Origin of the sequence: Streptomyces sp. NPDC003036 (assembly GCF_040611175.1) — a bacterium.
Classification (GTDB): domain Bacteria; phylum Actinomycetota; class Actinomycetes; order Streptomycetales; family Streptomycetaceae; genus Streptomyces.
Genome location: NZ_JBEXNO010000024.1, coordinates 18,085 through 34,429 on the forward strand (window position 1 = coordinate 18,085; position 16,345 = coordinate 34,429).

Sequence of the window (16,345 nt, forward strand, 5' to 3'; positions counted from 1 at the left end):
GCACCCCCCTCTTCGAGGGCCTCTTCCCCCTATCGGCGGCGCTCCCGTCGATTCCCCACGCGGCCCTTCCATCGGCGTTTCCCCAGGTCAAGTCCGCCGTTTCACCCACGGAGCGCAGTCACCGTCCGTAACGGATGCGATTGCGAACCGCGTTGCCTCGACACACGGTGATGTCACGTTCCCGACGCATCCTCACCGGAAGGACAACACATGCGTCTCCTGACATCCCGCCGTACGGCGGCCTCGGTCATCTGCGCCGCCCTCACCCTCGGTACGGCCGGGGCCGCCTCCGCCCACTCCGACTCCGCCGCCGGCGCCCCGCTGCCGCAGGCGCCCACGCTGCTCAAGCAGGTCCAGCCGGTCGACCACACGGGCGACCTCGTCGTCCCGGTGGCCGAGCTGCTCAACGCCGTGGTCAAGGCGGACAACGGCAAGCTGAGCACCACCGTCGCCTCGAAGTACAACGCGGACATCGACGCCGTCATCGAGGCCATCAAGAAGGCGAACGCGGCGGAGGCACCGGCCTCCCCGAGCCAGCCGAACCAGCCCGGCCAGCCCAGCCGGCCGAACCAGCCCGGCCAGCCGAGCCAGCCCAACCAGCCGGGTCAGCCGAGCTCCCCGAACGCGCCGGCGAACCCGAACGCGCCCGCCCAGCCGGCCGCGCCGAACGCCCCGGTCGACGAGACGACCGCCGACGACACGCAGATCGACCTGGCCGTGGACGCCATGGACCAGGCGCTCGCCGACATCGACAAGCGCGTCGACGAGCTGATCAAGGCCTCGACCGAGGGCCAGACGGCCGCCGTCTCGAACCAGGTCCAGTCGACCCTGAAGGCCGTCGCCGACTTCCTCGCGGCGACCGCCAAGAACATGCAGGGCACCCCCGCGACCAACCTGCCGGCGCCCAACGACATGACGCAGACGCCGGCGGTCTGACGCGGCGCTGCACCCGATGAACCCTGTTGGCCCAGATACGCTGAGCCAACAGGGTTCTCCTGTTGTTTTCCTCTTGCCCTTTGATCCGAGAATCGGACCAATCCTCATCGTTCGGGTGCAGTGTCGAGAATTCCTTCCTTCCGGAGTTTCCGCCGCGCGGAGGGCTCGTTACAGAGAACAGGGCGCCACACTGCGGGAACGCCAAGTGACCTGCGCGAGGCGCGAGTTGTCGTGAACAGACGCCATTCAGGAAGGACTCACCACCCATGAAGCCCACGAAGGTTGCCGCCGTCGTCGCCGGTTCCGTGATGGCTCTGGGCGCCGCCGCCCCGGCCTTCGCCGCCGACAGCCTCACCCCCACCAGCCTGAACGGCGCGGTCGACACGCTGGGCAAGCGGGGCCTGACCGAGGCCGTGCCCAGCGACGCGGTGAGCAAGGCGGCCGACAGCAACCTCGTCGGCAAGGTGACCGACACCGCCGGCGACCTCAAGCCGAAGGCCAAGCCGCTGCTCGGTGGACTGCCGCTGGGCGCCAAGTAAGCGTCACACACGGCACCGTACGGGGGCCGGGGCGGGAACGACGTCGTTCCGGTCCCGGCCCCGCCGTATGTCCGGCGCCGAAATCCGCGTCCGTTCACGCCGTGGTTGTCGTTGCTGCAACCAGGCGAATTCTGACGCGTTTATCGGCGCGTGCTCGTTCATTCAGTCAGCAACGTACTCACAAGCCCGGGAAGGCGTACGCAGCACATGAACCCGAAAACTCAGGTCGGCGTGGGAATGGTCGTCACTGCACTGGCCTCGGCCGCGTCGGCAGCCCTGGCGACTCCCGCGGCCGCCGCGCCGGCGGCCCCCGTGGACGTACCGCTCCAGCCGCTCGGCATGGTGCTCCCCATGGCGCCTCCGACCGTGAGCACCGGCGTACCGATCCCCATGCCCGGCGCACCCATGGGGCCGACCGCGGCCGCCCACGGCCGGGTCCAGCCGCTGCACCTGCCGCAGGTGCCGTTCACGGGCACGCTGCCGGAGACCCTGATCACCGCCTCCCTCCCGGAGCTCATTGAGGACCAGCCGGTGACAAGGGCGCTGCTCTCGGCGCCCGCCTCCGACCTGCACACCACGACCCCAGGCGCGAAGGTCGAGGCCCCGCTCACCCTGCCGCGCCCGGAGTCGCTGGGGCTGCCGGGGGTCGAGCTGCCGCAGGTCGGCGTGTTGCCGCCGGCCGTGACGGGGATCCTGGAGTCGCACCTCGGCCTGACCGGCGCCGACCCCGAGTCCGAGAGCTGACGTCGTAACCGAACGCGTCCGAAAGAGGGATATTGGGCGCGTTATGAGCTCTTCATGCGGATCCAGCCGTTACCTCCCTAAAACAGCAAACGTTGTAAGAGAAGTGACGACCGCGGGCCCGCGGTCGGTTTTCCCCTGTACGAGGAGTTTGTGATGTCTCGCATCGCGAAGGCTGCCGTCATCATCGTCGGCACGGGCGCTGTCGCCCTGAGCGGAGCCGGTGTGGCCGTCGCCGCCGCGGAGGCCGATGCGGCCGCCGTGAACAGCCCCGGCGTCATCTCCGGCAACATCATCCAGGTGCCGATCCACGTGCCGATCAACCTCTGCGGCAACACGATCAACCTCGTGGGCCTCCTGAACCCGGCCTTCGGCAACGTCTGCATCAACAAGGACGGCGACAAGAAGAAGTCCGAGAGCGACTACGACAACGGCAAGGGCCACGACGACTACAACAACGGCGACAACGGCTACGGCGGCAACAGCCACATGGGCTGACCCGCGCCCGCGCCCGACCGCGCCCGAGCCGCGCTCCGCTCCACCGAGCTCCACCCCGTCAAGGTCCCCTGGCCCCCACCGGCCGGGGGACCTTCGGCTGTCTCCCCCCTTGTCCGTACCGCTATCCGTACCGCTATCCGTACCGATAGATACGTCGGTGATCGGCGAGCTCGGCGGGCGTGACGTTCCACGGGGGCATCCGCTCGTCCCGTGCGACCACGCGCCGGTGCTGGTCCGAGCCGCGCGGAGGCGGGGTGTCGGGCAGGTAACCGGCCCTCGGGTTCTCGGACTGCCAGCGCGACCAGAGCAGGTCGACGAAGGCGTGGTGCAGCCAGAAGACCGGGTCGTTGACGGAGGCGCCGCCGAGCATGAGCCCGCCGACCCACCGGTGGACGCGGTTGTGGTTGCGCCACCGCCCGTTGCCGCGCTCCCGCGTCCAGCCCTCCAGCTTGTTGCGGAAACCCGTACGGCTCGTGGAGTTCCACGGGTACGAGTCGTAGACGGTCTCGTCCATCGCGTCTGCCAGCTCGCGCCGGGTGGGCAGGGCGACGGGGTCGGCCGGATTGCCGAAGTTCCGCGTCAGGAACCGGTTCTCGGTGACCCCGACCTTGATGGTCCAGTCTCCCTTGGCGTACGCGAATGGGCCCGTCATCACCTGCAAATCGCGCCGGCGCCCGTTGCCGCCCATGAAGTCCTCGCTCCAGAGCGAGGAGGCGGGGGTGTTGTCCCGCGTCCAGTCCCAGTACGGGACGGTCACCTTCGGGTCGACCTCCCGCAGCGCTCGCTCGAACTCCAGCAGGTACTGCCGGTGCCAGGGCAGGAAGGACGGCGCCATGTGCGCGACCCGCAGCCTCTTGTCGCCGTCCGAGCGGTAGTACTCGACGTGCGTACGGACGAAATCGTCATACCGGCCGGCGCGCTTCAGCTCCAGCACGGCGGCGACGAACCGCTTGCGCTCGGCGCCGGTGAGATCGCGCTGGTCCTTACGCGTGTACGCCATGGGCAGCGCCTCCTTCGGCCAGCCGCGCGGGGCCCAGCTCGTCCACCGCCGCACGGGTGGCGGCGAGCGGTGTGGGGTACGACCGGTAGTGGTCGACCGGGCTGAGATAGCCGCCGTCCGCGCAGCGCATCAGATGCAGTCGGCGCCCGTCGACACGGACGTCGAGCTCGCCCCCGTACATCCGCCGCCCCTGGATGCGCCGTCCCTTGTACGTCTCGTCGAAGAGCGCGGCGCGGGAGAGGGCGGCGCCGGTGACCGCCGCGACGGTGAGCGCGAACAGCGTGCGCAGCGGGATGCGGCGTCTCATGACGACCATCGACGGCCTCCTTACCGGCGGACTTTCACCGGGCACAACGACAGGGCGCGAAAACCGTTCCGGAGAGTGAAATGAGCCCCGGTGCCATCGGCCGAACGGGTGGAAACGCGCCGGAGCACTCATGACAACACCACTAATATCCGGCGGCATGACCTCTTCCACCGTCGAATCGCCGGGCCGGCAGCGTTCCCTTCTGGGAACCCTCGCCGCCATCGCCTGGACCAGCGACCCCACCGCCGAATCCGAGACACCGCGCATGCCGTTCCTCATGGTGTACTCGCTCGGGGACGGCGCCGCAGGCCCCGAGGCCGGCGGGGAGGCGATGCGGGCCGAGCTGGAGAAGCTGGGCCTGTCGATCGGCGATCGCCTGACCGATCTGGGCCGCGCACCGCAGATCCCGGTCTCGGTGCTGGTGGAGGCGCAGCGGGCCGTCCTCGAGCTGCCGTTCATGAAGGCGCATTACCCCGTCCCGCCGGAGTGGGAGAAGGACGCCCACGAGACCGGCACGGTCTACCTGATCATCGCGACCCGCCCCTGGCCGGAAGCCGTTGGGGGCCAGGAGGTCAGCCCGGACCAGCTGCGCGCCTTCGTCTCCGACGAGCTGCTCCACTCCAGCGCCCACTGCCTGCTGCCGGTCCGCAGGGTACGGGTCTGACCGCCCTCGCCACCATGACAACGACAACCACGAAGGACACGGTGTCGCACGCCCGGTCCACCCCCACCATGAGCACGGGGGCGGGCCGGGCGTTCGCATGGATGCTGGTGACCACGGGCGCGGCGGGGCTCCTCGCGGCCTGGGTGATCACCCTGGACAAGTTCAAGCTGCTGGAGGACCCGAACTTCCAGCCCGGCTGCAGCCTGAACCCGGTCGTCTCCTGCGGCAACATCATGAAGAGCGCCCAGGCCGCCGTCTTCGGCTTCCCCAACCCCCTGCTCGGCCTGGTCGCCTACGCCATGGTGACCGCCATCGGCACCGCCCTCCTCGCCGGCGCCCGCTACCGCCGCTGGTACTGGCTCGGCCTGAACGCGGGCACGCTCTTCGGCGTCGGCTTCTGCATGTGGCTGATGTACCAGTCCCTGTACGAGATCCACGCCCTGTGCCTGTGGTGCTCCCTGGCCTGGACCGCCACGATCGTCATGTTCTGGTACGTGACCTCCCACACCATCCGCAACGGCCTCCTGCCCGCGCCCCGCGCCCTGCGCGGCTTCCTCGACGAGTTCACCTGGGTGCTCCCCGTCCTGCACATCGGGATCATCGGGATGCTGATCCTGACCCGCTGGTGGGACTTCTGGACGAGCTGACATTCGCTGACACACGCAACGAGAAAGCCCGGCTCGGATGAGATCCGAGCCGGGCTTTCGGCTGAGCCGCCTTCGGGATTCGAACCCGAGACCTACGCATTACGAGCTCAAGATCATTCATGATGGGGGGTTCTAGTCGGTACCGGCGAGTATCAGAACGTGCAGGTCAGAGGGCTTCATCGCATGTTCGAGTGTCAGCCGGTGCCGACCCTTCCGAAGCCGTCCGGCATCACGTCGGCACCACCCAGCAGGCCCGATGCCCCTCGGCCAGCGGTCTCGGCTGGGGGCACTCGGAGAGCCGACGTGATGCCCCCAGAGACACGGAGAAGGGGCCGTGCGGCGCGTGCCGCACGGCCCCTTTGCTACGCCCGGATGCTTGCTCAGGACTTGGGCTCGCCGCTCTCGGTGCCTCGGTCCTGTTCGCCGGCGCTGGGGGGCAGGGCGTTCAGGACAGCCTCAAGGGCTATGGCGCCGGTATCAGTGATGTGCCGGTCGTCGAGCAGGATGTCGCGCCTCTTGGCAGTGGCGCGGCCTGCTGCGGGTGCTGAGTCGTCGAGTCGGGTACGGCGGACGCGGTACAAGATGCCCCCCTCGTGGCATGGCCGGGTGCCTCACTCGAACATATGCCCGAGGCAAGGCCATCTCACATTACCCCGCATATCACCGCAGGTCACGCGCTTACGACGCTGGGTCAGACTCACCCACCACCCGGATGGTTGCGTCTTCAAGATCAAGTTTCTTGAGCGCCTCCCTGACCAACGTCAACTCTTCGGGGCGTGTTCCGGGCTTGTACGCCACCACGACCGACACCTCGGGAGTGGACATGCCGAGGATGTCGTCGGCGGTCAGTCCGACCCACTCGGCCGCCGCCGCGCGGCGCACCTCGGAGAGGTCTCGGCCGGTCGCCGCCGCGATGGCGCCGACGATCCACCTGTCGCGCCGATAGCTCTCGCCGTTGGCGATCTTGTGGAGCGTCGTGTGCTGGAGCTTCTTACCCGTTTCGGGGTCGACTGCCCGCTCGGCCACGCTTCGCAGGGTCGCGCCCTTGACCGCGAGCACCTCGCGAACCATGTCAGTGAAGGGCGTCAGGCTTTCGCCGCCTGTGGGGGACACGGGTGTCTCATCTCCGTTCTTGTCGCAGAACGCGAACAGGCTCATCTAAGCAGCCATTGCCCCGAACTGCCCAGTCCGGAACTGCGTTGACGTGCTGATTCACCCCTGCTTACGTTGTTCTTGTTCGAGAACAGCAACAGACGAACAGCCCATATCGGCTGCTCGTTGGCAGACGCTGTTCGTGTTCAGCAACACATGGGGGATCTTGTGAGCGTTGAGTTTGTGGAGGCTCCGCCGCGCAGCCGGAACACCAAGCACGCGCTGATCGCGATGGAGCTCGCCGAGCGTCCGGGGCAGTGGGGGATCGTGCAGCGGCTCGCCTCGATCGCCCGAGCGTCGTCCGCCGCGCAGGCGATCCGAAGTGGTCGACTGTCCGCCTACCCCGCCGGCGAGTTCGAGGCCGTCGCCCGCTCGGTGGTCGAGCAGGGACGCGTCGAACACCGGGTCTACGCCCGATACGTGGGTGCCAAGAAGTGACGGCCGCCGGTCCCCGGATCGGCAGTCTGTGCTCGGGGTACGGCGGTCTCGACATGGCCGTGCGCGAGGTGTTCGGCGGATCGGTGGTCTGGCACTGCGAGATCGACGAGAGCGCCGCGGCCATCCTCGCGCACCACTGGCCCGAGGTTCCCAACCTCGGCGACCTGGCCGCCGTCGACTTCACGGACGTCGAGCCCGTCGACATCGTCGCCGTCGGCTTCCCGTGCACCGACGTCTCGCTCGCCGGACGGATGGCGGGCATCGCGCCCGGAACCCGCTCCGGTCTGTGGCTGCACGTCGCCCGAGCAATCCAAGTCCTACGCCCCCGATTGGTGGTGATCGAAAATGTCCCGGGTCTCCTCTCGACGCAAGCCCATAGCGACGTGGAACCGTGCCCGTGGTGTCTGGGAGACGGAAGCGGTCAGCCTCCTTTGCGAGCACTCGGCGCCGTACTCGGCGACTTGGCCCGCCTCGGGTTCGATGCGACTTGGGCGTGCGTACGCGCTTCGGAGATCGGCGCTCCGCACATCCGACAGCGGGTGTTCATCCTCGCGGTGCCTGCCTACGCCGAGGGCGAGGGACTACCGGGGGCGCGGGTTCTCCGATGGGCTCGCCAACGTGGTGATGGATCGGCTCTTGCCGACGCCGGCAGCGGCGGACGGCGAGCGGGGTCCGGACTACGCGAGAGCCAGTCGACCGGCCTCGGGGGGCGACGACTTGGTGACGAGCGTCGCGCGGATGCTGCCGACGCCGAGGGCGAGCGACGGTTCGAAGGGCAGCCCGAACCAGCGGTATCGGAACGGGTTGACCCTGGCGAGCACGGCCGCGCGGATGCTGCCGACCCCGAGGGCGAGCGACACGGGCACGCCGGGGCGTCGTCCGGGCGAGGGGTTCCGCCCGCCCCTGTCGGCGGTGGTGCTGCCGATGGTGAGCGACTCGACCCCGTCGAGTGGGGCGACTTCCGAGGCTCCATCGAGCAGTGGGAGGAACTCACCCGCCCCGCTCCCCGGCCAACTGACGATCACGGGCGACTGAACCCGGCGTTCGTCGAGTGGCTCATGGGGTTGGACGAGCACCACGTGACCGGCGTACCGGGCCTGTCCCGTTCGGCGCAGCTTCGCGCCCTCGGGAACGGCGTCGTACCCGCTCAGGCGGTCGCCGCGCTGCACCTGCTGCTCGATCGGCTCGACGAACAGGGGGTCGCCGCATGATCTGCGATTTCTGGGACGGCGCCGCCGGGGCCTACTGCCGCGCGATCGGAACCCGCCGCTACATCGTCGGCAACCGGTGCCCGCTCCACACACCCGCCGCCCTCGCCGGGCGGCCCGAACCGCCCGGCGACCCGAATCCCTTAAGGAGACGTTCCGTTGAGCCTCGCCGCGACGGATTGGGTATGGACCCGGTCCCGCGCCCGAGGCGCCGCTCGTCTGGTCCTGCTCGCGATAGCTGACCGCGCCGGCGCCGACGGCGTCGCCTACGCCGGTACGGCCGCGCTGATCCAGCGGACGCGCCACGCCCGTTCCACCGTCCGGCAGGCGGTCGACGCCCTGCTCGCCTCGGATGAGCTCGCCATCGTCGAGGGCAGGACCGGACCCAAGGGCGAGACGGTCTATCGTCTGCCGCTCCTCGATGAGCAGGGGGCCGGGGATCGGTCCGGACCGGATTTCGGCCCGGGTCGGGAATCGGCCCCCGGGGGGCCGGTGAGCGGCCCCGGGGAGGGCCGGACATCGGCCCCGGGGGGATCGGATACCGGCCCGGGGGAGGGCCGAGGACCGGCCCCCGGGGGGCCGGATATCGGCCCCCAGAACGTACCTACTTACTCACCACCACAACAGCAGCAGCCGCGCGCGAGCTCGGCCGCGCTGATTCCCGAACTGCGCCCGCTCGACGACGCCCTCGCCCAAGCCTCGATCACCGTCCGGTGGTCTCTTTCGCTCGGTGAACAGCGCGACGTCTACCGGTTGATGCAGCAGCACGGCGTCGAGGCCCTGGTCGGCCTCGCCGCCCGCCGCACCGTCCCGGGCGAGGCCCCGAAAGCGGCCCGCTACTGGCTCAAGGTCTGGTCCGACCTCGACCGACCGTCGGCCTCGCCGCCGCGGCCGCCGTCGTCGACCGCCGCCTACGCCGACAACCTTGCCGCCGGCCTCGCCCTGCTCCACGCACAGAAGGAGAGCACCCCATGAACGAGCAGCAGATCGCCGCCCTGTTGGCGTTCGCCGGAACGCTCGACTCGCGGGTGCGCCGTGCCCTCGCCGACCCGCAGCAGTCCGCCCGCACCATCGCGGAGTGGACGGCCGCCGTCGCCGACGTCCCGGCCACCATGCCGGACGTGGCATGGGACGCCGCCCGTGCGACCCGCCGCTACTACGAGCAGCGCAACGGCGACCGTTCCGCGCAGTTCCGCCCGATCGAGCCGCACGACCTGCTCGCCGCATGGGGGCCGCACCGGGCCGAGCTCATGAACCGGCACACCGACCCGGTGCCCTCGGCGGACCCGGATGATCCGGCGGCGTGGCGGGCCGAGCTGCTCGGCACCCGGGCGGCGGTCGCGACCGGGCACGCCGCGCCCGCGCAGTACCGAGCCGAGATCGACCATGGCGGGCAGAAACGTCTCGCCGCGCTCATGTCCGGTGTCGGGAAGGGGCCGCGCCGCTACATGCCCGATCACGTCGCGGCCGATCTGCGTCCGTTTCGGAAGGCTCGCGCCCACCGCGAGCAGCTCGTCGCCGAGGGCGTGCCGGACCCGCTCTCGGTGGGGTGCCCCTACTGCCTCGCCGCCGTCGACGAGCAGTGCCGTTCGAGCTTCCGCAACCGAGGCAAGGGGCGACGCCCCTTGAACGGCGTCCACCCCTCGCGCGTCGAGGCCGTGGTCGCCGAACTCGGCGGCGGCGAAGCGGCCGACGACGAGCAGGTGCGCCTCGCTCGGATCATGTGCCAACCGCCGGCACCTCGACGAGACGCTCGCGCCCGGCACACCAGCGGCGGGGGCGAGGCCCGATGATCCCGCTCGCCGCCCGAGCCGTGATCGCCGCCCAACTGACCGACGAGCTCGACGTACCGCCGCACCTCGCGACCGTGTTCGTCGCCTCGCTCGCCGATCGGCTCGCCATCGAGGGATGGCACATGACCGACGAACTCGGTCGCGTGCGGGATGCCGGTATTCACCTGCACCACGAACACCACCGCGCGCGACCGGTCGCGCCTCGCGCGCGGGAGGCCCCGCGCGCTCGGCGCTCCCTCGCTCGGCTGCTGCGCCGTTCCCGAACGACCGAAGAGAGAACCCCATGAGCCCGGCCCTGCTCGCCCTCGCCGCTGTGCTCGCCCTCGCGCTCGGCGCGTCCCTGGCCTACGCGGTCCGGATCGACGACCGCCTCGACCGCGAGCTGCGCCGCATCGACCGCACCCCCTGCTCGACCACCTGCACCACCTGCTCGACGACGCGCCGAGCCGAGAACGGAGAGACCGAATGAACCACAGCACCCGAACCCGGTCGCGGCGCGGCCGGACCCTCGCCCGCGAGGCGGTCCGCGAGCAGCGGCGCGAGGCGCTGCTCGTGCTGCTCGCCCGAGCCGACCGAGGCGCTCTCACCCGAGAGGACGCGCGGCAACTCCGCGACCTGGCCGCGGCCGAGGTCGCCGAGTGCGACGCGTTCCGCCGGTCGGCGGGCGGGCAGCAGTCGGCGGCCCTCAAGCTGCGCCACCGCATCGAGGCGGCCGAGCAGGCGATGCGGGAGATCGAGGCCGAGCGCGACCAGTACGCCGCCGAGGTCGAGGCGCTGCGCGCGGCGGCCGGGAAGGGGGACCGATGAGTTACGCACAGGCTGTGAACGAAACCGTGCGCGCGCTGCGCACGATCCGGGGACAGTGGGCGGCGCTGCTGCTCGCGATCGAGACGCCGCCGGCGGATCACTGGCCACCGAGGCAGCTCGCGCACACCATGCGCGAGGGCGACGACGAGCAGCTCGTCGAGGACCGGGCCCCGCTCGTGCTGCGCGAGCACCCCGCCCCGCTCAACCTCGCCGCGCTCGACGCCGGGCGGGCGGTCGAGCGGCTCGTGTTCGACCTCGCCGACACCCTCGCCGCAGCCGTCCAGCGCACCGAGCCGGGCGACCCCCGAGCTTGGGTGTGCACGGACCCGAGCGCACCGGACAGCCACCGTGCGGCGGGCAGCAGGCGGCACGGGCTGCACTGGGCGTGCGTGTGGGTCGAGGGTCGAGTGCTCGATGAGGACACCGCGCCCGAGCGCGAGCTCGACGGGGCCCTCGCTCCCCCGCCGTTCGAGGTGCTGCCGCTCTACCTGCTGCACGAAGCGCGGCGTACCGCGCGGATCGCCGAGGCCCGGGTGCTGCGCGCCCTCGGCCTCGACCGGCGCGAGACTCCCCTACCCGAGCCGTGCCCATGGTGCGAGGGCGAGCTCACCCTGCACAGTGCCCCCGACGGGCCGCCGAGCGTGACCTGCTCGGGCGGACGGACATGCACGGCGCCCGTCCCCCTCGACAGCAGGGAACGGGCGCGGGTGTGGGAGTGGGACGACCTCCCCGAGCTGATCGCCGCGCTCGGGGTCGACATCCCCGCCGCAGCGTGACCGGGCGGGTCAGTCCTCGCTCGGGACGTCCGCCGGCCCGGGTGCCGGCGGACGCTCGGGCAGCTCGGCACCCGGGCGGCGCAGGTACCACGCCAAGAGCTCTTTGATCGCGGCCGAGCGGTCGCCCCCGGGCGCGCGTGACTTGAGGTCCGCCCAATCGGCGTCGTCGATGCGCACGGACCGGTGCTGTGTCTTGGGCTGATTGGCCATGGCCCGAACTCTAGCCGGGTGTACGTACACCGATCCAGCGGAACCACTTGAGGTGTACGTACACCCCATGCTTAGGTGTACGTACACCCCGAGGCAAAGCCGGACGAGAGGGCAACCACCCATGCTTTTCAACGAGATCGAGAACGACGAGCGCGTGATCGCGACCACCCCGCGCGGCGAGACGTACGGCACGGCGCTTGCGACGGTCCCCGCCGACCGCAGCCCCTCGGGCCGCGACGTCGTGCTCGTGGCGTTCGACAAGGGCGGGAAGTGGCGCAGTCTCGACGCCGCGAGCCTGTCGCCGCTCGCCCCCGAGCAGGACCCGCGCGACCCCGGGGCCGCACCGCGCATGTGGCGTCGTGACATGGGTTGGCTGTTCTGGCGCGGCGGGCGCGCCTACCTCGCGTACCACCTGATCGACGCGTGGCGCGTGATCGAGTGGCACGACGACGCCGACGCCGACGCATGGCTCGTCACCCGAGACCAGCGGACCCGCCGAGATGCCGTCGCCGACGCGATCGAGAAGATCGACGCCCGCAACGCGATGCAGTGGCACACCCGCGCCATGCCGTCACTGCTCGGCGGCGAGCTCCCCGAGGGGCTCAACGGGGAAGGGTGGGAGGTCTGGCCCGTCCCCGGTCCGGTGGTCCGCCATGAGGTCGCCTACTACGGCGACTTGGTCGGCGCGGTCGAGCTGCACCCCGAGGGGTGGACGGTCATCGAGTACAACGCCGACCGCGAGGCGTTCGAGGTCTCGCACGGGGTGCCGCACATCGAGCGGGCCGCCATGCTCGTGCACGCGTCGCTGCCGTTCGCCGAGTGATCGATAAGGGTTGCGCCGTTATCCGTTCGTGACCTAGAGTCGGGAGCGCCTCCGGCGTGCCCGGAAACAATCCGCTGATCTTCGCCCCGCCACCATCCCCCCGGTGGCGGGGCGTTCGCGTGCCCGGGAGGTGATCCCGTGGCCGACCCGATCACCGACGCCGACCGCGAGGCGGTCCGCCGCCTGCACGCCGAGGGCAAGTCCCGTAACGCCATCGCCCGGGAGACCGGACGCAGCGCCGCCACCGTCTCGAAGATCGCCGCCGACCTCGGCCTCGCGTTCAGCGGCGGGGCGCGCGTCGCCGCCGCCACCGAGGCACGGCGCGCCGACGCTTCCGCCCGACGCGAGCAGCTCGCCGACGACGCCCTCGACGGGGCCCTCGCTCAGGTCGAGCGGGTCGGCGCGGCCGACTCAGCACGCGATGCCCGCGATTACGCCACCGCCGCCCGCGCACTGACCGAGGTGCACGCCAAGGTCGCCGAGCTCGCCCGCACGAGCGGCACCGGGAGCACCGGGGGCTCGATGCTCGACCGTCTCGCCGACGCCCTGCTCGGGCCGACGGGAGACGACGCCGACGGGGGGTGATCCCCTCGCCGCCGCCCCTGTCCGACAAGCAAGTTCGCTCGATCCGCGAGGCGACCGCCCGCATCTGCTGTTGGCACGGCAGCGTGCGGTCGGGGAAGACGATCGCGAGTTTGCTCGCCTTCCTGCTCGCCGTCCGGCGGGCGCCGGCGTCCGGGCTCATCCTGATCTGTGGGCGCAGTCTCCAGACGATCGAGAGGAACGTTCTCGAACCCCTCGCCGATCCCGAGCTGTTCGGGCCGGTCGCCGCCGAGGTGCGCCACACCCGGGGCGCGACGACGGCGGTCATCCTCGGTCGCGTCGTCCACCTCGTGGGCGCGAGCGACGCTCGGGCCGAGGGCCGGCTGCGAGGTCTGACCGCCTCGCTCGCCTACTGCGACGAGATCACCCTCATGCCCGAGGGCTTCTTTACGCAGTTGCTCGCGAGGCTCAGCGTCCCCGGGGCGCGGCTGCTCGGGACCACGAACCCGGACTCGCCGAGACACTGGTTCAAGGTCAATTACCTTGACCGGCAGAGCGAGCTCGACCTCGCGTCATGGCACTTCCGCCTCGCCGACAACCCGAGCTTGAGCCCGGCGTACGTCGCCGCGCTGTCCGCCGAATACTCCGGACTCTGGCGCCGGCGGATGATCGACGGCGCATGGGTGATCGCCGAGGGTGCGGTATTCGACATGTACGACGAGCAGCGGCACGTCGTGACCGAACTCCCGCCGATGCGCCGATATTGGACGGGCGTCGACTACGGCACGGTGAACCCGTTCGCCGCCTTGACCCTCGGGCTCGGCGACGACGGGCGCCTGTACGTCACGAGCGAGTGGCGGCACGACTCCCGCGCCGCACACCGCCAGTTGACCGACGCGCAGTACAGCCGCGCCGTCCGCGAGTGGCTCGACGAGCTCGACATCGAACCCGAGTGGACGTTCGTCGACCCCTCGGCGTCGTCCTTCTCCACGCAGTTGTGGGCGGACGGACACCCCGGGGTGACGAAGGCCAAGAACGACGTGATCGACGGAATCCGCTCGGTCGCGTCCGCGCTCGACGCCGGTCTGCTGCTCATCCATGAGTCGTGCGAGGGGCTGCTCGCCGAGCTTCCCGAATACGTGTGGTCGGACGAAGCAGCCGCGCGCGGCGAGGACCGGCCGGTGAAGCTCAACGATCACTCGGTCGACGCCTTGAGGTACGTCGTCCACAGCACCGCGCACGAGTGGCGCGGCCTGCTCACGACCGCCGCCTGAACCTCTCCCCCTTCCCTGCCCGAGGTCGCCTCGCCGCGCCCCGGGCCCGAGCAGTCGAGGGGGTGATCGCGTGCCCCCTTCTCTGACCGACCGGTTCCTCGCGAAGATCGTCGACGGCCCCCTCGGCTGCTGGGACTGGACCGGGCACGTCAAGCCCAACGGATACGGACAGGTCAAGGTCGGCGGGCGACCGCAGTACGCGCACCGGGTCGCCTACACCCTCACGCGCGGACCGATACCCGACGGACTCGTGATCGACCACCTGTGCCGCCGCCGGCACTGCGTGAACCCCGACCACCTCGACGTGGTCACCACCCGCACCAACATCCTGCGGGGCGTGTCCCCCGCCGCCCGCCGTGCCCGACAGACGCACTGCGCCCGAGGCCATGAGTTCGATCACGCGACGACCTACGTCGCCCCGAACGGCACCCGGCACTGCCGACGGTGCGCAGCGCTGCGCGCCCGGACGAGACGACGGCGGGAGGTGCACCGTGCCCCTGCCCGATAACGGCGTCGCGTGGCCGCCGCCGCAGCTCGCCAAGCACTACGCCGAGATCAAGGTCGACGATGCTTGGTACTCCGGTGATCACGCCAAGCTGACCGCCGTCTACCGGGACGGCCCCGCACGGCGCGACGGCCGCCGTCGACTGTGGGGGCGCGACCGGCAGCCGCGGCCCAACGTCCGCGATCAGCGGCTGCACATCCCGCTCGCCGGCGACATCGCGAGCGCCTCGGCCGACCTCTTGTTCGCCGAGCCGCCCGAGCTCACCGTGACCGACGCGGGCACTCAGGACCGGCTCGACGAGCTCGCCGAGTCCGACGGCATCGCGAACACGCTGCTCGAAGCGGCCGAGGTCGCCGCCGCCCTCGGCTCGGTGTACCTGCGGGTCACGTGGGATCGCTCGCTTGCCGACCGGCCCCTGCTGACCAGCGTCCACCCCGACGCCGCCGTACCGGAATTCCGGTGGGGCCGCCTGTCGGCCGTGACGTTCTGGCGCGAGCTCACCTCGACCTCGGCCACCGTGTGGCGGCATCTCGAACGCCACGAGCCGGGCCGCATCCTGCACGCGCTCTACGAAGGGTCGGCCGACAACCTCGGCGTACGGGTTCCGCTGACCGAGCACGTCGAGGTCGCCGACCTGGCCGTCTCCCTCGGCCCGGAAGGTGACGCGATCGAGACCGGTATCGAGCAGCTCACCGCCGCCTATTGCCCGAACATCAGGCCGAACAGGAAGAACCGTGGCTCGGTGTTCGGACGCTCGGACTTCGCCGTACCGATCTATGACCTGTTCGACGCACTGGATACGACATGGACATCGTGGATTCGTGATCTGCGGCTCGCCCGCGCCCGGCTGCTGGTGCCCGATGGCTACTTGCGCGACCACGGCCCGGGACAGGGCGCGTCGTTCGACGACGACCGCGAGATCTTCCAGCTCCTGAACGTCCCGCCCACCGAGCAGGGCGGGAATCAGATCACCCTCTCGCAGTTCGCGATCAGGGTCGACGAGCACGAGCGAACCTCGACCGCGATCACCCGGCAGGCAGTGCAGAGCGCCGGCTACTCGGTCGCCACGTTCGGACTCGGCGACCAGGGCGCGGCCGTGACCGCGACCGAGATCCGGGCACGCGAGCGCCGGTCCATGACCACGCGCGGCAAGAAAGTCCGCTACTGGTCACCGCCGGTCGCCGACATGCTGCACGTGATGCTGCTGCTCGACCGGCAGTTCTTCACCCCCCGACTGGTGCCCGAGCGGCCGACGGTCGCGTTCGGCGACTCGATCAGTGAGGACGCGTCCTCGCTCGCCCAGACGCTCACCCTGTTGCAGCAGGCACAGGCGGTATCGGTGCTGACCAAGGTTCGGATGCTGCACCCCGAATGGGATTCGGTCGCCGTACAGGAAGAGGTCGAACGCATCCTCGTCGAATCCGGCGTCGCCGTCCCCGACCCCATGCAGGCGGGCACTCTGGTGTAGCTACTGGGCCCGAAAG

At 70.6% G+C, this 16,345-nt stretch carries 23 protein-coding genes; 19 read left to right on the forward strand and 4 right to left on the reverse strand.

The window, feature by feature from the left end; genetic code table 11:
• The first annotated feature begins 210 nt into the window (after positions 1–210).
• The 4 genes from ABZX67_RS19070 to ABZX67_RS19085 all read left to right on the forward strand — a co-directional run bounded on the left by ABZX67_RS19070 (position 211) and on the right by ABZX67_RS19085 (position 2,714).
• On the forward strand, positions 211–936 hold the full coding sequence (locus ABZX67_RS19070) for a hypothetical protein (protein WP_355361572.1): 726 nt from the start codon (positions 211–213) through the stop codon (positions 934–936).
• A 266-nt stretch (positions 937–1,202) separates the two neighbouring features.
• Positions 1,203–1,475 carry a hypothetical protein gene (locus ABZX67_RS19075; RefSeq protein WP_355361574.1) on the forward strand — a complete coding sequence of 91 codons (273 nt, stop codon included), beginning with the start codon at positions 1,203–1,205 and terminating at the stop codon, positions 1,473–1,475.
• 207 nt (positions 1,476–1,682) lie between these two features.
• A complete protein-coding gene (locus tag ABZX67_RS19080) occupies positions 1,683–2,219 on the forward strand; it encodes a hypothetical protein (RefSeq protein WP_355361576.1) in 537 nt (178 codons plus the stop codon).
• Positions 2,220–2,372: 153 nt separating this feature from the next.
• Positions 2,373–2,714: a chaplin gene (locus ABZX67_RS19085; protein WP_355361578.1), complete on the forward strand. Its 342-nt coding sequence runs from the start codon at positions 2,373–2,375 to the stop codon at positions 2,712–2,714.
• 133 nt (positions 2,715–2,847) lie between these two features.
• Here ABZX67_RS19085 and ABZX67_RS19090 read toward each other — a convergent pair whose 3' ends face one another.
• Together ABZX67_RS19090 and ABZX67_RS19095 are read right to left on the reverse strand one after the other, a co-directional pair.
• Positions 2,848–3,714 (reverse strand): tyrosinase family protein, encoded by an 867-nt coding sequence (locus ABZX67_RS19090; RefSeq protein WP_355361580.1) that lies wholly within the window; start codon positions 3,712–3,714, stop codon positions 2,848–2,850.
• Positions 3,698–4,030, reverse strand: a complete 333-nt coding sequence (locus ABZX67_RS19095; RefSeq protein WP_355361582.1) for a tyrosinase family oxidase copper chaperone — start codon at positions 4,028–4,030, stop codon at positions 3,698–3,700. The genes ABZX67_RS19090 and ABZX67_RS19095 overlap by 17 nt, the downstream gene beginning before the upstream one ends.
• 148 nt (positions 4,031–4,178) lie before the next feature.
• Between ABZX67_RS19095 and ABZX67_RS19100 the strand changes: the two genes are divergently transcribed.
• Together ABZX67_RS19100 and ABZX67_RS19105 are read left to right on the forward strand one after the other, a co-directional pair.
• Positions 4,179–4,685 carry a DUF5949 family protein gene (locus ABZX67_RS19100; RefSeq protein WP_355361584.1) on the forward strand — a complete coding sequence of 169 codons (507 nt, stop codon included), beginning with the start codon at positions 4,179–4,181 and terminating at the stop codon, positions 4,683–4,685.
• Between the two features lie 68 nt (positions 4,686–4,753).
• Positions 4,754–5,332 (forward strand): vitamin K epoxide reductase family protein, encoded by a 579-nt coding sequence (locus tag ABZX67_RS19105; protein WP_355361750.1) that lies wholly within the window; start codon positions 4,754–4,756, stop codon positions 5,330–5,332.
• Between the two features lie 678 nt (positions 5,333–6,010).
• Here the strand turns inward: ABZX67_RS19105 and ABZX67_RS19110 are convergent.
• On the reverse strand, positions 6,011–6,490 hold the full coding sequence (locus ABZX67_RS19110) for a hypothetical protein (RefSeq protein ID WP_355361586.1): 480 nt from the start codon (positions 6,488–6,490) through the stop codon (positions 6,011–6,013).
• A gap of 162 nt (positions 6,491–6,652) precedes the next feature.
• Here ABZX67_RS19110 and ABZX67_RS19115 point away from each other — a divergent pair, with 162 nt between their 5' ends.
• The 8 genes from ABZX67_RS19115 to ABZX67_RS19150 all read left to right on the forward strand — a co-directional run bounded on the left by ABZX67_RS19115 (position 6,653) and on the right by ABZX67_RS19150 (position 11,506).
• On the forward strand, positions 6,653–6,922 hold the full coding sequence (locus tag ABZX67_RS19115) for a hypothetical protein (RefSeq protein WP_355361588.1): 270 nt from the start codon (positions 6,653–6,655) through the stop codon (positions 6,920–6,922).
• A 53-nt stretch (positions 6,923–6,975) separates the two neighbouring features.
• Positions 6,976–8,133 carry a DNA cytosine methyltransferase gene (locus ABZX67_RS19120; protein ID WP_355361590.1) on the forward strand — a complete coding sequence of 386 codons (1,158 nt, stop codon included), beginning with the start codon at positions 6,976–6,978 and terminating at the stop codon, positions 8,131–8,133.
• Positions 8,134–8,289: 156 nt separating this feature from the next.
• Positions 8,290–9,105 carry a hypothetical protein gene (locus tag ABZX67_RS19125; RefSeq protein ID WP_355361592.1) on the forward strand — a complete coding sequence of 272 codons (816 nt, stop codon included), beginning with the start codon at positions 8,290–8,292 and terminating at the stop codon, positions 9,103–9,105.
• Positions 9,102–9,923, forward strand: a complete 822-nt coding sequence (locus ABZX67_RS19130; protein ID WP_355361594.1) for a hypothetical protein — start codon at positions 9,102–9,104, stop codon at positions 9,921–9,923. The genes ABZX67_RS19125 and ABZX67_RS19130 overlap by 4 nt, the downstream gene beginning before the upstream one ends.
• Entirely contained in the window at positions 9,920–10,210 is a 291-nt protein-coding gene (locus ABZX67_RS19135) for a hypothetical protein (protein ID WP_355361596.1), read from the forward strand. Before ABZX67_RS19130 ends, ABZX67_RS19135 begins: the two co-directional genes overlap by 4 nt.
• On the forward strand, positions 10,207–10,392 hold the full coding sequence (locus tag ABZX67_RS19140) for a hypothetical protein (protein ID WP_355361598.1): 186 nt from the start codon (positions 10,207–10,209) through the stop codon (positions 10,390–10,392). Before ABZX67_RS19135 ends, ABZX67_RS19140 begins: the two co-directional genes overlap by 4 nt.
• Positions 10,389–10,730: a hypothetical protein gene (locus ABZX67_RS19145; protein WP_355361600.1), complete on the forward strand. Its 342-nt coding sequence runs from the start codon at positions 10,389–10,391 to the stop codon at positions 10,728–10,730. The genes ABZX67_RS19140 and ABZX67_RS19145 overlap by 4 nt, the downstream gene beginning before the upstream one ends.
• 14 nt (positions 10,731–10,744) lie before the next feature.
• Complete coding sequence (locus ABZX67_RS19150; protein WP_355361602.1) at positions 10,745–11,506, forward strand: hypothetical protein; 762 nt, start codon at positions 10,745–10,747, stop codon at positions 11,504–11,506.
• Between the two features lie 9 nt (positions 11,507–11,515).
• Here ABZX67_RS19150 and ABZX67_RS19155 read toward each other — a convergent pair whose 3' ends face one another.
• Complete coding sequence (locus tag ABZX67_RS19155) at positions 11,516–11,716, reverse strand: hypothetical protein (protein ID WP_355361604.1); 201 nt, start codon at positions 11,714–11,716, stop codon at positions 11,516–11,518.
• Positions 11,717–11,837: 121 nt separating this feature from the next.
• On the opposite strand from ABZX67_RS19155, the gene ABZX67_RS19160 reads away from it, so the two are divergent.
• The 5 genes from ABZX67_RS19160 (at position 11,838) to ABZX67_RS19180 (ending at position 16,329) form a co-directional block, all read left to right on the forward strand.
• Complete coding sequence (locus ABZX67_RS19160; protein WP_355361606.1) at positions 11,838–12,539, forward strand: hypothetical protein; 702 nt, start codon at positions 11,838–11,840, stop codon at positions 12,537–12,539.
• Positions 12,540–12,677: 138 nt separating this feature from the next.
• Positions 12,678–13,124: a helix-turn-helix domain-containing protein gene (locus tag ABZX67_RS19165; protein ID WP_355361608.1), complete on the forward strand. Its 447-nt coding sequence runs from the start codon at positions 12,678–12,680 to the stop codon at positions 13,122–13,124.
• Positions 13,121–14,356, forward strand: coding sequence for a PBSX family phage terminase large subunit (locus tag ABZX67_RS19170; protein WP_355361610.1), 1,236 nt, complete (start codon positions 13,121–13,123; stop codon positions 14,354–14,356). Before ABZX67_RS19165 ends, ABZX67_RS19170 begins: the two co-directional genes overlap by 4 nt.
• Before the next feature lie 70 nt (positions 14,357–14,426).
• Positions 14,427–14,864 carry an HNH endonuclease signature motif containing protein gene (locus tag ABZX67_RS19175; RefSeq protein WP_355361612.1) on the forward strand — a complete coding sequence of 146 codons (438 nt, stop codon included), beginning with the start codon at positions 14,427–14,429 and terminating at the stop codon, positions 14,862–14,864.
• Entirely contained in the window at positions 14,752–16,329 is a 1,578-nt protein-coding gene (locus ABZX67_RS19180; RefSeq protein ID WP_355361752.1) for a phage portal protein, read from the forward strand. The genes ABZX67_RS19175 and ABZX67_RS19180 overlap by 113 nt, the downstream gene beginning before the upstream one ends.
• The last annotated feature ends 16 nt before the right edge of the window (positions 16,330–16,345 follow it).

Excerpts from the sequence above, each read along its gene's own strand:
- ABZX67_RS19075 (WP_355361574.1), top strand. The coding sequence starts at position 1,203 with ATGAAGCCCACGAAGGTTGCCGCCGTCGTCGCCGGTTCCGTGATGGCT.
- ABZX67_RS19070 (WP_355361572.1), top strand. The coding sequence starts at position 211 with ATGCGTCTCCTGACATCCCGCCGTACGGCGGCCTCGGTCATCTGCGCC.
- ABZX67_RS19090 (WP_355361580.1), bottom strand. The coding sequence starts at position 3,714 with ATGGCGTACACGCGTAAGGACCAGCGCGATCTCACCGGCGCCGAGCGC.
- ABZX67_RS19095 (WP_355361582.1), bottom strand. The coding sequence starts at position 4,030 with ATGGTCGTCATGAGACGCCGCATCCCGCTGCGCACGCTGTTCGCGCTC.
- ABZX67_RS19105 (WP_355361750.1), top strand. The coding sequence starts at position 4,754 with ATGAGCACGGGGGCGGGCCGGGCGTTCGCATGGATGCTGGTGACCACG.
- ABZX67_RS19160 (WP_355361606.1), top strand. The coding sequence starts at position 11,838 with ATGCTTTTCAACGAGATCGAGAACGACGAGCGCGTGATCGCGACCACC.
- ABZX67_RS19085 (WP_355361578.1), top strand. The coding sequence starts at position 2,373 with ATGTCTCGCATCGCGAAGGCTGCCGTCATCATCGTCGGCACGGGCGCT.
- ABZX67_RS19100 (WP_355361584.1), top strand. The coding sequence starts at position 4,179 with ATGACCTCTTCCACCGTCGAATCGCCGGGCCGGCAGCGTTCCCTTCTG.
- ABZX67_RS19140 (WP_355361598.1), top strand. The coding sequence starts at position 10,207 with ATGAGCCCGGCCCTGCTCGCCCTCGCCGCTGTGCTCGCCCTCGCGCTC.
- ABZX67_RS19130 (WP_355361594.1), top strand. The coding sequence starts at position 9,102 with ATGAACGAGCAGCAGATCGCCGCCCTGTTGGCGTTCGCCGGAACGCTC.
- ABZX67_RS19080 (WP_355361576.1), top strand. The coding sequence starts at position 1,683 with ATGAACCCGAAAACTCAGGTCGGCGTGGGAATGGTCGTCACTGCACTG.
- ABZX67_RS19110 (WP_355361586.1), bottom strand. The coding sequence starts at position 6,490 with ATGAGCCTGTTCGCGTTCTGCGACAAGAACGGAGATGAGACACCCGTG.
- ABZX67_RS19135 (WP_355361596.1), top strand. The coding sequence starts at position 9,920 with ATGATCCCGCTCGCCGCCCGAGCCGTGATCGCCGCCCAACTGACCGAC.
- ABZX67_RS19155 (WP_355361604.1), bottom strand. The coding sequence starts at position 11,716 with ATGGCCAATCAGCCCAAGACACAGCACCGGTCCGTGCGCATCGACGAC.
- ABZX67_RS19120 (WP_355361590.1), top strand. The coding sequence starts at position 6,976 with ATGGCCGTGCGCGAGGTGTTCGGCGGATCGGTGGTCTGGCACTGCGAG.
- ABZX67_RS19145 (WP_355361600.1), top strand. The coding sequence starts at position 10,389 with ATGAACCACAGCACCCGAACCCGGTCGCGGCGCGGCCGGACCCTCGCC.